The organism is Gemmatimonas sp. (genome assembly GCF_021298855.1).
In the GTDB taxonomy this organism is placed as follows: domain Bacteria; phylum Gemmatimonadota; class Gemmatimonadetes; order Gemmatimonadales; family Gemmatimonadaceae; genus Gemmatimonas.
Genome location: NZ_JAJTHI010000007.1, coordinates 76440 through 89587 on the forward strand (window position 1 = coordinate 76440; position 13148 = coordinate 89587).

At 67.7% G+C, this 13148-nt stretch carries 13 protein-coding genes; 8 read left to right on the forward strand and 5 right to left on the reverse strand.

Annotation, left to right across the window (positions count from 1 at the left end; translation table 11 throughout):
- Positions 1–2: 2 nt before the first annotated feature.
- The 5 genes from LW840_RS03010 to LW840_RS03030 are packed head-to-tail and all read right to left on the reverse strand — an operon-like array spanning position 3 to position 4483.
- Positions 3–1175, reverse strand: coding sequence for a twin-arginine translocation signal domain-containing protein (locus LW840_RS03010; protein WP_291266060.1), 1173 nt, complete (start codon positions 1173–1175; stop codon positions 3–5).
- Between the two features lie 10 nt (positions 1176–1185).
- Entirely contained in the window at positions 1186–2556 is a 1371-nt protein-coding gene (locus LW840_RS03015) for a dipeptidase (RefSeq protein WP_291276388.1), read from the reverse strand.
- A gap of 59 nt (positions 2557–2615) precedes the next feature.
- Positions 2616–3380, reverse strand: coding sequence for an alpha/beta hydrolase-fold protein (locus LW840_RS03020; RefSeq protein ID WP_291263553.1), 765 nt, complete (start codon positions 3378–3380; stop codon positions 2616–2618).
- 57 nt (positions 3381–3437) lie between these two features.
- The gene (locus LW840_RS03025; RefSeq protein ID WP_291263554.1) at positions 3438–3974 is read right to left on the reverse strand and encodes a GNAT family N-acetyltransferase; all 537 of its coding nucleotides are present in this window, start codon (positions 3972–3974) and stop codon (positions 3438–3440) included.
- Between the two features lie 8 nt (positions 3975–3982).
- Positions 3983–4483, reverse strand: coding sequence for a DUF411 domain-containing protein (locus tag LW840_RS03030; protein ID WP_291266057.1), 501 nt, complete (start codon positions 4481–4483; stop codon positions 3983–3985).
- Between the two features lie 240 nt (positions 4484–4723).
- Here LW840_RS03030 and ccoN point away from each other — a divergent pair, with 240 nt between their 5' ends.
- Genes ccoN through ccoS form a run of 8 tightly spaced genes read left to right on the forward strand, consistent with a single transcriptional unit; the run spans position 4724 to position 13064 of the window.
- Positions 4724–6988, forward strand: a complete 2265-nt coding sequence (gene ccoN, locus LW840_RS03035) for a cytochrome-c oxidase, cbb3-type subunit I (RefSeq protein WP_291273439.1) — start codon at positions 4724–4726, stop codon at positions 6986–6988.
- Positions 6988–7182, forward strand: coding sequence for a cbb3-type cytochrome c oxidase subunit 3 (locus LW840_RS03040; protein ID WP_291266867.1), 195 nt, complete (start codon positions 6988–6990; stop codon positions 7180–7182). Before ccoN ends, LW840_RS03040 begins: the two co-directional genes overlap by 1 nt.
- A 3-nt stretch (positions 7183–7185) precedes the next feature.
- Positions 7186–7761 carry a cbb3-type cytochrome c oxidase N-terminal domain-containing protein gene (locus LW840_RS03045; protein ID WP_291266866.1) on the forward strand — a complete coding sequence of 192 codons (576 nt, stop codon included), beginning with the start codon at positions 7186–7188 and terminating at the stop codon, positions 7759–7761.
- A gap of 7 nt (positions 7762–7768) precedes the next feature.
- Positions 7769–9208, forward strand: coding sequence for a cytochrome c oxidase accessory protein CcoG (gene ccoG, locus LW840_RS03050; protein WP_291269082.1), 1440 nt, complete (start codon positions 7769–7771; stop codon positions 9206–9208).
- Positions 9205–9711 carry a FixH family protein gene (locus LW840_RS03055; RefSeq protein WP_291276389.1) on the forward strand — a complete coding sequence of 169 codons (507 nt, stop codon included), beginning with the start codon at positions 9205–9207 and terminating at the stop codon, positions 9709–9711. The genes ccoG and LW840_RS03055 overlap by 4 nt, the downstream gene beginning before the upstream one ends.
- Positions 9708–10439: a sulfite exporter TauE/SafE family protein gene (locus LW840_RS03060; protein ID WP_291266863.1), complete on the forward strand. Its 732-nt coding sequence runs from the start codon at positions 9708–9710 to the stop codon at positions 10437–10439. Before LW840_RS03055 ends, LW840_RS03060 begins: the two co-directional genes overlap by 4 nt.
- Positions 10429–12924, forward strand: a complete 2496-nt coding sequence (locus LW840_RS03065; protein WP_291273441.1) for a heavy metal translocating P-type ATPase — start codon at positions 10429–10431, stop codon at positions 12922–12924. The genes LW840_RS03060 and LW840_RS03065 overlap by 11 nt, the downstream gene beginning before the upstream one ends.
- Positions 12921–13064, forward strand: coding sequence for a cbb3-type cytochrome oxidase assembly protein CcoS (gene ccoS, locus LW840_RS03070; protein ID WP_291263563.1), 144 nt, complete (start codon positions 12921–12923; stop codon positions 13062–13064). Before LW840_RS03065 ends, ccoS begins: the two co-directional genes overlap by 4 nt.
- Positions 13065–13148: the final 84 nt, after the last annotated feature.

Here is a 13148-nt window from a genome sequence, read left to right on the forward strand (position 1 = left end):
GATCAGTCTCCCTGCTTCGCGTGCCACGCGGCCAGTACCGCCTTCTCCTTCTCGGGCGCGATGCCGGCGCGCGCCTTCTCCTGCTCTGCCGCCGGACGGGTCTTGTACCAATCGAGCGTGCTCTTGGCCGTATCCGCCAGCGGGCGGAAGGTGAGACCCGCGGCGTAGGCCTTCTGGCAATTCACCTGCATGAAGCCGAGGGTGGGGCCCATGGCGGGTTGCCACACCGGCATTTCGCTCCAGGCGCGCACCTTCTGCTCGGCGAGGAAGTCCGCCGGCACCCAGGTGAACCTGGCGTCACTCGTGGTGACGCTCTTGATGCCGAGCAGCATTTCCGCGATGGTCGTCGGTCCCTTGGGGCCCGTGGCGTTGAACGTGCCCAACGTGTGGTTCTCACCGGTCCGCACGATCCACTCGCTCAGGTCGTGCACGTCCACATACTGCACGGGATCGTTCGGCGTGCCGGGTGCGAGAATCTCACCGCCCTTGTCGATGCGCACCGGCCAGTAGCTGAAGCGGTCGCTCAAGTCGCCGGGGCCCACGATGAGCCCCGGGCGCACGATCGTCAGCTTGTCCTCGCCGAACTGCGTCTTCGCCTCGATCTCGGCGCGCACCTTGTTGGGGCCGTACGCCGCGCCGTCGTTGCTGGCCCAGATGGCTTCCGCGCCCGGCGTGTGCAGCGGGCCGTTCTCGTCCATCCCCGGCTTCGAGTAGTCGCTGAACACCGAGATGGTGGACACGAAGATGTATTGGCCCACGCGCCCCTTGAGTGCCTGCCCCGCATCGCGCACCCACGCCGGGTTGCGCACGGGATTGTCGATCACGACGTCCCACGTGCCCTTCTTCAGGCCGTCGTGGCCGCCGGCCACGTTGCGATCGCCGATGATGCGCGGGACCTTGGGGAAGAGGCCCGCATTGGTCTTGCCGCGATTGAACAGCGTGAGCTTGTGCCGGCGCGCGAGCGCGTACTCCACCTGCTGCGGCCCAATGAAGCCGGTGCCACCCAGAATGAGGATGCGCAGCGGCTTGGGCTGCGCGGTGCCGGTTTCGGGGCGATAGCCCAGCGGGCGCACCCCGTCGGCGGTGAAGGCCTCGGCGACGGCGGGGAGGCCGAGCCCCACCGCGCCACCGAGCACGGCGGACGTCTTGAGAAACTGCCGACGGTCGAGCGTCATGGGACTCCTTTCAGGGCGTGATCTTCCGGTCGAGTAGCTGGATGGTCTTCGTGGACGCCGGGCGCTCCTTGCGGAGGCGCGCGGATACCGCTTCCGCCCGGGAAAGGGCGCGCAACACATTCTCGCCGGCGAGGCCACGGAGTTCCGTGTCGGTCCAGCCGCGCTTCACGAGCTCGGCCAGCAGGTACGGATACTTCGACACATCCTCGAGCCCCTGCACTGTTTCGGTGATGCCGTCGTAGTCGCCACCCATGCCCACGTGCGCGGCACCGGCGACCTGCTTGATACGATCGAGATGGTCGGCAACATCACTGATGGTGGCGATGGGCGTGGGGTTGGCCTGCCGCCATGCTGCTACGGCCTTGAACTGCGCATCGTTGTCACCCGGGTAGCGCTTGGCCACCGAATCGCGCAGGCGATTGAGCGCGGCATCATGGTCGGCCACCTTTTGCGACACGAAGCCGGGCACGAAGGTCACCATCACCACGCCGCCGTTCTTCGGCAGCCGCGCGAGAATGCTGTCGGGCACGTTACGCGGCACGTTGGTGACGGCGCGCGCGCTGGAGTGCGAGAAGATGACCGGCGCTTCGGTGGTGTTGAGCGCATCGCTCATGACCCCCGGCGACACGTGCGAGAGGTCCACCAGCATGCCAAGGCGGTTCATCTCGCGCACCACTTCCTTGCCGAAGTTGGTGAGCCCCCCGTGCTTGGGCGGCCCCGCGGCGGCATCGGCCCAGTCGAGCGTCACGTTGTGCGTGAGCGTCATGTAGCGCACGCCCAGATCGTAGTACGCGCGCAGCGCGCCGAGCGAGTTCTCGATGGCGTGCCCCCCTTCCATGCCCAGGAGCGACCCGATCTTCCCCTGAGCGTAGGCCTTGCGCACGTCGGCCGCGGTGAGTGCAGGGGTGAACACATCGGGATAGCGCGCAATGACACGGCGGGCGATGTCGATCTGTTCGAGCTGCACGCGCGCGTAGCCGCTGTCGCGCATGTCGCCGGGGATGTACACCGACCAGAACTGCCCGCCCACCTGCCCCTGCCGCAGCCGGGCAATGTCGGTCATCCCCTTGGTCTTCCGACGCAGGTTGTACGCCTCCACGTCGAGGGGCTTTTCCTTCTCCTCACGCATGGCCCAGGGCAGATCGTTGTGCCCATCCACGAGCGGCGTGAGGCGCAGCAGCCGGCGCACGTACGCCAGACGCACGTCGAGCGTGGTGTTGCGGAGGTCCTGCGTGGCCTTGCTGGTCGCGGCGGTCTTCTTGGCGGGCTGCTGTGCGGCGGCGGGGGTGGGGAGGGCCGCGACACAACCCGCGAACAGCAGGGGAGCGATCTGCTTGCGGGAAAAAGCGCTCAGGGATGCAGTGCGTGATGTATCCCGCAACCCTGCTTCCTGCCCCCTGCTCCCTGCCCCCTGCTCCCTGCCCCGTAAACCACCGTCGTTCAGCATCCCAGTCGCTCCAGATAATGCGGAAGCATCTTGCGCCACCACGGCCAGTCGTGGTTCACGTCGTGCCCCCACAGGTCGAAGATGTGGCCAATCCCCTTGCGGTCGAGCAGATCATGGAAGTCGCGCGCGTAATCGGGACGCTCATAGGCGCCCTGACCGCTCACGATGGCGATGCGCGAATGGTGCCGCAGCTGGTCGAGCGCCCACCCTTCCACATTCGCCACGTACCACATGGGATTGTTGAAGTAGCAGTTGTCGTCGGAGTAGCCGTGGAAGTAGCTGGGCGACAGATCGAAGAACCCGCTCATGCCGATGGTGCCGCCGAACAGGTCGGGACGACGGAAGAACGCATTGGCGGCGTGGAAGCAGCCGAAGCTGGCCCCGGTGGTGAGCGCGCGGGCGCTGCCGTCGCCGCAGAGGTGGCGGATGAACGGCGCCACTTCCTCTTCCACGTAGTGCGAATAGAGCGCCTGGCGCCGTGCGCTTTCCGGCACGGGCAGTCCGCGATCCATCCAGGCGAGGCGGTTGATGCTGTCGATCGAGAACACGCGGATCCGCCCCTGCTGCAGCAGCGGCTCGACGGCCTTGATGAGCCAGAAGCGTTCGTTCTCGAGGAAGTCGGCAGCCGCCGTGGGGAAGAGCAACACCGGCTGGCCGCGCCAACCGTAGCTCACGATGGGCATCTCGAGACCGAGTGCCGGGCTGCGCCACCGGTCGATGCGCCGGGGCAGATGCGGATCCACGAACTGAGGGGACATTCCCGTAAGCTCACCCCCGGGTGCGCCCCCGGCCAGTACTGGGGCGCGCCGAGCTGGTCAGAGCGCCTTCGTGAAGCAGAACTTGCGGCCGATCGAGAGCTCGGAGCGCGAGATCGACCGGTACCGGGCAATCTTCTCCGGGTAGATCTCGATGCTGGTGAGCGTATAGCCCATGCGAAGGAAGAGCGCTTCGGCGAGGGAGATGGCAAAGATCTCCCGGTGCCCCCGCTCGCGGGCCAGATGCTCGGCGGCGGTGATCAGGCATTGCCCCAACCCCTGCCCCTGCTGGTCCGGCGCCACGGCCAGCGACACGATTTCGGCCAGCGACGGCGCATACTCGTCGAGCGCCACCTGTCCGCGGATGCGCCCGTCGGCGCCGCGAATGACCTGGTAATCCTGCAGATGCGCCGTGACGAACGCCTCGCTGCGCATGAGCGTGAGGCCATCGGGGGCGTACAGGTTGTTGAGCGCCACGATGGCCGGAATGTCCGCTTCGTCGGCGTGATGCACGACGACGTCACCCACCCGGAACTCGGGAAGCGGACGCGCCGGCACCGCCGGTTCTCGCTCCACCATACCAGCGTCCGGCCGCATGACGCCCGTCACCGCGACGCGTAGACGCGCGTCTTGCCGGCCTTGTCGAACAGGAGCACGTCATAGCGATCCTTGCGCGCCCCCTGTTCCATGCCGGGGGACCCCACCGGCATGCCCGGCACGGCCAGCCCACGGCCGACGGGCTTCTCGGCCACCAGCTTCACGATCAGATCGGCCGGCACGTGCCCTTCAATGGTATAGGAGCCGATGCGCGCGGTGTGGCAGGACCCCAGGGCGTCGGGGACTCCCAGCGACGCCTTCACGGTGGCCATGTCGGCGGTATCGCGCACCGTGACGGTGAAGCCGGCCTTGCGCACGTGCGCCACCCACTCCTCGCAGCAGCCGCAGTTGGGGTCCTTGTACACGACCATCGTGCGCTCCGGTGGCTGCGCCATGGCAAGCGCGGGGCGGGCAATGATCAGGCCGCCAACGGCACAGGCGGCAGCGCGAAAGAAGTCGCGGCGGGAGTGCGGCACCGCCGCTCCGGACGGCGAGAGAGGAGTGAGCATACCGCACAGTATAGCGTCCGGCCCAAGCCCAGTTCCCGTTTGCGCCTCGCCGCGTGCCGCGCCTGCCCGACCCGCCAGCACCTCACGCCGGGGATGGCCTTGTACTGATTGGTCCAAGTCCGACCTCCCTATCGGGTTTTCCCCGACGCATTCCCATCACCCTCCTGACGGAGTGGCGCATGGTGAAGACCTAGACTCTCCCTCGCACTACCCAAATCCCACACTCCCAGAGGGAATTCGATGACCCCCGCAACCAGCGTGGCCGCCGCCGGCGCCGCCCCACGCGTCTCCGGCGTCGCGCTCGACCGCTTCTCATATGATGACGCGATCGTCCGGAAATTCCTGTTTGCCACGCTCATTTGGGGCGTGGTCGGCATGGTGGCTGGCCTGCTGATCGCGCTGCAGCTGGCCAATCCGATTTTCAATCTCGGTCTCGAATGGACGTCGTTCGGGCGCCTGCGGCCGCTGCACACCAACGCGGTGATCTTCGCCTTTGCCGGGAACGCGTTCTTCATGGGGTGCTACTACAGCACCCAGCGTCTGCTCAAGGCGCGCATGTTCTCCGATGGTCTGAGCAACTTCCACTTCTGGGGGTGGCAGGCGATCATCGTCTCCGCCGCCCTCACGCTGCCCTTCGGCTTCACGCAGGCCAAGGAGTACGCGGAGCTCGAGTGGCCCATCGACATCGCGATTGCGGTGGTGTGGGTGGCCTTTGCGGTGAATTTTTTCGGCACGCTGGTCAAGCGCCGTGAGCGCCACCTCTACGTGGCGCTCTGGTTCTACATCGCGTCCATCGTCACGGTCGCCATTCTGCACATCTTCAACAACCTGTCCGTCCCGGCCGGGTTCCTGAAGAGCTACAGCATCTATGCCGGCGTGCAGGACGCCTTCATGCAGTGGTGGTACGGCCACAACGCCGTCGCGTTCTTCCTCACGACGCCGTTCCTCGGGCTCATGTACTACTTCATGCCCAAGGCCGCAGAAGGGCCGGTGTTCAGCTACAAGCTGTCCATCCTGCACTTCTGGTCGCTGGTGTTCATGTACATCTGGGCCGGCCCGCACCACCTGCACTACACGGCGCTTCCCGAGTGGGCGAGCACGGTGGGCATGCTCTTCTCGGTGATGCTCTGGGCGCCCAGCTGGGGCGGCATGATCAATGGCCTCCTCACGCTGCGCGGCGCGTGGCACAAGGTGGCGCAGGACCCCATCCTCAAGTTCTTCGTGGTGGGTGTGACCGCCTACGGCATGTCCACCTTCGAGGGGCCGATGCTCTCCATCAAGAGCGTCAACGCCCTCGCGCACTACACCGACTGGATCATCGCGCACGTGCACACGGGTGCGCTGGGCTGGAACGGCTTCATGACCTTCGGCATCGTGTACTGGCTGCTGCCGCGCGTCTTCCAGACGCCGGTCTTCAGCAAGAAGGCCATGGAGCTGCACTTCTGGATCGCGTCGGTGGGAATCGTGCTGTACGTGGTGGCGATCTACAGCGCCGGCGTCACGCAGGGGCTCATGTGGCGCGCGTTCGACGAAACGGGACGCCTGGCGTACCCCGACTTCGTCGAGACCGTGCTCAAGCTGATGCCCATGTACTGGATGCGTGTGGCGGGCGGCACGTTGTACATCGTCGGCATGGTGATCTTCGGCTGGAACATCTTCAAGACGTGGGCGAACCGTCCGGCCACGTACGAGGTGCCGGTCATCGAAGCGGCGCCCCTGGCGAAGCGATATGTGGAGGATCACCCGGTGGTACCCGCGAACGGCCTGTGGGCGCGCTTCAACCAGGTGCAGTGGCACCGCGCGTGGGAACGCGCACCGATGCTCTTCACCGTGCTCACCACGCTGGCCGTCATCGTGGCCTCCCTCTTCGAGATCCTCCCCACGTTCCTCATCAAGTCGAACGTGCCCACGATCGCGAGCGTCAAGCCGTACACGCCGCTCGAACTCGCCGGCCGGGATCTCTACATCGCCGAGGGATGCTTCAACTGCCACTCGCAGATGGTGCGGCCGTTCCGCTACGAGACGGAGCGCTTCGGCGACTACAGCAAGCCGGGCGAGTCGGTCTACGAGCACCCGTTCCTCTGGGGTTCGCGCCGCATCGGTCCCGACCTGGCGCGTCAGGGCGGCAAGTACCCCGACCTGTGGCATGTGCGGCACTTCGAGAATCCGCGGGCCGTCACGGCCAAGTCGATCATGCCGGCGTACGCCCACTTCCTCAGCAAGTCGCTCGACTTCGACGGCATCCAGAGCCGCGTGGACGCGATGGCCATGGTGGGCGTGCCGTACGGTGATGCCGTGAACAAGGCCCCCGGCATGGCGCGCGAGCAGGCGAAGCAGATCGCCGCCGCCATCCGGGAGCAGGGCGGGCCCGAGGGGCTCGAGGACAAGCAGATCGTGGCCATGGTGGCCTACATGCAGCGGCTCGGCCGTGACATCAAGGTGACCGCCACGGCGAGCGCCGCGCCCACCCAGGCACCCGCGCGCGTGAACGGAGGGACCAACTGATGAAGCTCTCCGACATCATGTCCCACGCGCAGCTCTCCTTCTACACCGAAGTCGCGCTGGTCCTCTTCCTCGGCGTCTTCATCGCCGTCACCATCCGCACCTTCATGCCGTCGCGCAACCGGGAGATGGAGGTCGCCTCCCGGTTGCCGCTCGAAGACGATGTGGTGCTCACTCCCCGCACCGCGGAGCACTGACCCATGGCCGGACCCACGAACGACGACATCCAGGACAAGCTCCTGAACCACACGTACGACGGCATTCAGGAGTATGACAATCCGATGCCGCGGTGGTGGCTCCTCACGTTTGCCGCCACCATCGTCTTCTCCGTCATCTACCTGTTCAACATCGGCCCGGTGGGAAGCGGCAAGGGACGCATCGCCGACTATGAAGCCGACATGGCCGCGTATGCGAAGGCGCACCCGGCACCCACCGGTGGCGACATGAGCAGCGACCAGCTGCTGGCGCTCGTGAAGGACGAGGAGGCGATGGAGGAGGGGAAGGAGGCGTACACGGCCTACTGCGCCTCCTGTCACGCGCCCGACGGCGGCGGCCTCATTGGCCCCAATCTCGCGGATGCGTACTGGCTGCACGGTGGCACCATTGCCGACATCTACAAGACCGTCACCATTGGCGTGCTCGAGAAGGGCATGCCGCCCTGGGGGAAGACGCTCAAGCCCGAGCAGCTCTCCGCGGTGGTGGCGTACGTGAGCACCCTGCAGGGGACGACACCGGCCAACCCCAAGGCGCCGCAGGGAACCCCGGTCACACCGTGAGCCAACCGTGAGCACCACCGCCGCACCACCGGGGCTGGGGAGGCGCGTTCTCCCCACGCTCAACGAGGATGGGACGCGTCGCTGGATCCGCCCCAAGCCGTCGCACGGCAAGTGGTGGCGGCGGCGGCAGGTCGTCGCGTACTTCCTCATGGCGATCTTCTTCGCTGCGCCCCATCTGCGCCTCTTCGGCAAGCCGGTCTTCCTCATGGACCTGCCGCGCCGCGAGTTCACGCTCATGGGCTACACGTTCCTGCCCACGGACACGCTGCTGTTCATGTTCTCCCTGGGCAGCCTTGTCATTGGCATCTTTCTGGTGACGGCGTTGTGGGGGCGCGCGTGGTGCGGCTGGGCCTGCCCGCAGACGGTCTACCTCGAGTATCTCTTCCGCCCCATCGGCCGCTGGTTCGATGGTGGCTACACGCAGTCTCGCGCGCTCGACAAGCAGGGAGCCTGGTTCACGCCGCGGCGGCTGGGCAAGTACATCACCTTCTTCCTGCTGGCGCTCTTCGTGTCGCACACGATGCTCGCGTTCTTCGTGGGCACGCCGCAGCTGTACGAATGGATGCTGAGTTCGCCTGCCGAGCACCCGAGCGCGTTCTTCTTCGTGGTGCTGTTCACGGGGATCGTGTGGTTCAACTTCACGTATTTCCGCGAGCAGACCTGCCTCATCGTCTGCCCGTACGGACGCTGGCAGTCGGCGCTCATCGACCGGCAGTCCAAGATCGTGGCGTACGACTATGTGCGCGGCGAACCGCGGGCACTGGGCGCGAAGCAACGCGACGCCAACGCCGGCGATTGCATTGACTGCAAGGCCTGCGTGCAGACCTGCCCCACGGGCATCGACATCCGCAACGGCCTGCAGATGGAGTGCGTGCACTGCACGCAGTGCATCGACGCCTGCGACGAAATCATGACGAAGATCGGCAAGCCCACCGGGCTCATCCGCTATTCGTCGCAGGATGAGATTGCCGGCAAGCCAAGGCACCTGCTGCGGGTACGCACCATCCTGTATCCGCTGGTGCTGGCCATTCTGCTGGGCGGGCTGGGCGCGACCATGTACTACAAGCAGGCCGCCGACCTGACGGTGTTGCGCGGGCTCGACGGGCCGTTTGCCATGGAAGCCGACGGCCGCGTGTCCAACCAGATCCGCGTGAAGCTCACGAATCGCCGCAGCGCGGACATGGCCTACGGCATCGTGCTCGACCTGCAGGGCGAGCCCGACCTCACGGCCAATGACATCACCGTGGTGGCGCCGGAGAACCCGCTGCGCGTGCAGGCCGGGGAAACCCGGGCCACCAGCGTCTTCGTGCTGCTGCCCACGCGCGCCTTCACGAACGGCGAGCGGTTCATCACCATCACCGTGTCCGACGAGCGCGGCTACCGGGAGTCGGTGCGGTACCGGCTGCTGGGGCCGGCCACCGGCACCACCGGGAGTACCAGGCAATGAAGGCAGGCATGGGGTGGCCGATTGGCGTGGCCACGATTCTCGCGTGCACCGTGGCCGCGAACGTGGTGGTCATGCGCATCGCCAGCGATGATCCGTCGTTTGCGGTTGAGCCCGACTACTACCGCAAGGCGGTCCACTTCGACTCCACCATGGCGCAGGAGCGGCAGAACCTCAGCCTTGGCTGGGGATTCGATGCCGCGATCGACTCCATCGGCACATCCGGACGGACGCGCCTGGCGGTACGGCTGCGTGATGCGTCACAGGCGCCTCTGACCGGGGCGCGCGTGGCGGTCATGGCCCGCTTCAATGCCCGCGCCAACGATACGCTCACCGCCCTGCTCACGGAGGAAGGTCCCGGCGTTTATGCGGCCACGCTCCCCATCACGCACAGCGGGGAGTGGGAGGTGCGCGTGGATGCCACACACGGCAGCCAGCGCTTCTCCACGAGTGCGCGGGTAACGGCCGTGCACGCGCTCGCCGCCTCCGAGCCGGCACGCCGGTGATCACCACCGCGGCGGGGGTTCTGGTGGCCAGCCTGGTGGGCAGTGTCCACTGCGCCGGCATGTGCGGCGGCTTCGTCTGCTTCTATGCCGGATCGGCGAAGGGCAACGAACCCGCCGCGTTGCGGGCGCACGCCATGTACAACGTGGGGCGTCTGGCCTCCTACCTGCTCCTGGGCGCCATCGCCGGACTGCTTGGGGCCGGCGTCTCCCGCGCCGGAGCGCTGATGGGCGTGAGCCGCGCCGCCACTCTCGTGGCCGGGGCGCTCATGGTGGGATGGGCCATCAGCACCATGGCCGCACAGCGCGGCTTCTCCCTCGTGGCCCCGCGGGCGCCACAGGGCTGGCAGCGGGCCCTGGGACGCGTACTGCACGCGGTGCGGGAGCAGCCCATCGGCATTCGCGCCGGCCTCACGGGGCTCTTCACCACGCTGCTGCCCTGCGGGTGGCTCTATGTGTTCGTGGCCGCCGCCGGTGGCACCGGCAGCGTACCGTCGGCCATGGCCACCATGGCGCTGTTCTGGGTGGGGACGGTGCCGGCGCTCGTGGCGGTCGGCGTGGGCGCACAGACGCTGCTGACACCGTTTCGGCGCCGCCTCCCGGCATTCAGCGCCGCCGTGGTACTGATCATGGGATTGCTCTCCATGTCGGGCCGATTGCTGCCGCGCGCGGCGGCCTCACACGAGCTGCACATGGCCACCACGCCCACGGAGCAGATCCATGGCCACTGACACACTGCAACTGAGCGGCACGAAACCGGGCACGGGCGAGACCATCCTGTGTGCGCACTGCGGCTTGCCCGTCCCCGAGGGACTGGTGGACGACGCGGCCGAACGGCAGTTCTGCTGCACCGGGTGCCATACGGCGTTCACCATCCTGCATGAACACGGTCTCGATTCGTACTACGGCTTTGCCGAGCGCCGCGAGGCGCCGGTGCGCGCCTCGGGGCGCAGCTACGAGGAGTTCGATCACCCGGCGTTCGCGCAGCTGTATGTCACGCGCACGCCGGAGGGGCTGTCGCGCACGGAGCTGTATCTCGAGGGCGTGCATTGCGCCTCGTGCGTCTGGCTCGTGGAGCGCATGCCGCTGTTGCAGAACGGTGTCGTTCGCGCCGAGCTCGACGTGCGCCGCTCGCTGGCGGTCGTGGAGTGGGATGCGGAGGCCGTGGCGTTGTCGGCCGTGGCGCGGGCGCTCGACCTGTTGGGCTACCCACCGCACCCATACCGTGGCGTGGCGCGGGCCGACATGCGCCGGCGCGAGGACCGCACCATGCTGGTGCGCATCGGCATCGCGGGCGCCATCGCCATCAACGTGATGCTGCTCGCCCTCGCCCTGTACTCCGGCGAGCTGAACGGCATGGAGGCGCGCTTCACCACCTTTTTCCGGTGGATGAGCTTTGCGGTGACGGTGCCGGCCTTCCTCTGGCCGGGGCGCGTGTTCTTTACGGGTGCCTGGGCGTCGCTGCGCACGAAGTCGCTGCACATGGATCTGCCCATTGCCATTGCCCTGGCGGCGGGGTTCGTGCGGGGCGCCATCAACACGGTGACGGGCGAGGGGCCCATCTACTTCGACGGGCTGGCGCTGCTCATCTTCGCGCTGCTGGTGGGGCGGTTCCTGCAGCAGCGTGGGCAGCGCATGGCCGCCGACGCGGCCGAACTGCTGCACGCCATTGCGCCCAGCACCGCGCGCATCGTGGACGCGGGGAGTGCGAGCGACCAGATGCGGGACATTCCCACCGCCGCGCTGCTGCCGGGCATGGTGCTCGACGTGCGCGCCGGCGAGACGTTCGCCGCCGACGGCGTCGTGGTGCGCGGGGCGTCCAGTGTGAACGCGGCGCTCCTCACGGGAGAGTCGCGCCCCACGTCGGTGGGCGAAGGGACCACCGTGTATGCCGGCACCCTCAACGTGGCGGCGCCGCTGCGGGTGCGCGTGGTCGAGGCGGGAGAGACGAGTCGCATTGCCAAGCTGCTGCGACAGGTGGAGGAAAGCGCGCGCCGCCGTGCGCCCATCGTGCAGATGGCCAATCGCCTGGCGGGGATCTTCACCGCCGTGGTGCTGGTGGCCGCGGTCGCCACCTTCGCCAGCAAGACCCAGCTCAACGCCGGCGCGGCGCTCGACGACGCCATCGCCTTGCTCATCGTGACCTGCCCCTGTGCGCTCGCACTCGCCACCCCGCTGGCCATCACGGTGGCGGTGGGACGGGCAGCCGGCAACGGCATGCTCATCAAGGGCGGCGACGCGCTCGAGTTGCTGGCCACGCCCGGCACGCTCGTGCTCGACAAGACCGGTACCATTACCGAGGGGCGCACGGCACTGGCGTCGTGGTCGGGGCCGGAGTGGGTGAAGCCCCTGGTGCTGGCGCTGGAAGAGGGCTCCTCGCATCCGCTTGCCGACGGCTTCCGCCGAGCCTGGCCCGGCCTCGCGGTGCCGGTGGTCGCGCAGTCGCGTCATGTGATGGGGGGCGGGTTGGAGGGGGTGATCGACGGGCGCCTGGTGCGCATCGGCTCGCCACGCTTCGTGGCCGAGAGCACGACACGCCTCGCGCCCGCCGTGGCGGCGGCGCTCGACACCATCGATCGCACGCTGACCCCCGTACACATCGCGGTGGACGGGGAGCTCGTGGCGTTGGCCGGCATGGGCGATCGCGTACGCGAGGACGCATTGGCGTCGTTGCAGGCGCTGCGCGCGCGGGGCTGGCGCACCGTGATGCTGAGCGGCGATGCCACCGATGTGGTGACCGCGGTGGGGCGCGCGCTGCATTTTGGCGAAGCCGATGCCATTGGTGCCGCGTCGCCGGAGGACAAGCTGGCCTTCGTGGAACGGTGCAAGCAGCAGGGCACCGTGGTGATGGTGGGCGACGGCGTGAACGATGCTGCCGCGATTGCCGCGGCCCACGTGGGTATCGGGGTGCACGGCGGCGCCGAGGCGTGCCTGGCCACCGCCGACATCTACCTCACGCGTCCGGGGCTTTCCGCGCTGGTGGAGCTCACCGAAGGCGCGCGCCGTACCATGCGCGTCATCCGGCGCAACATCGGGTTTTCCATTGCGTACAACGTCATCGGGGCGGGGATGGCCGTGATCGGGATGCTGACGCCGCTCATTGCCGCCGTGCTCATGCCGGCCAGCTCGATTACCGTCGTCCTGGGCAGCTGGTACGGCCACACCTTCGCCCGCCGCCCGCGCGGTGCGGCGACCACCACGGAGTTGACGGCATGAGCGTGATCTTCATCGTGCTTCCCCTGGCCATCCTCATCGTGGGAGCGGCGGTGGGTGCGTTCGTCTGGAGCGCCCGCACGGGCCAGATGGATGATCTGGAAACCCCGGCCGTGCGGATGCTGCGGGACGAGGGGCGGTAGGGGCGCGCGGGAGCGGAGACGCGCGATGCCGGGAATCTTCTCCGCCATCTTGTCCCGTCCGGCCGGGAAGCGGACATTTCGCCC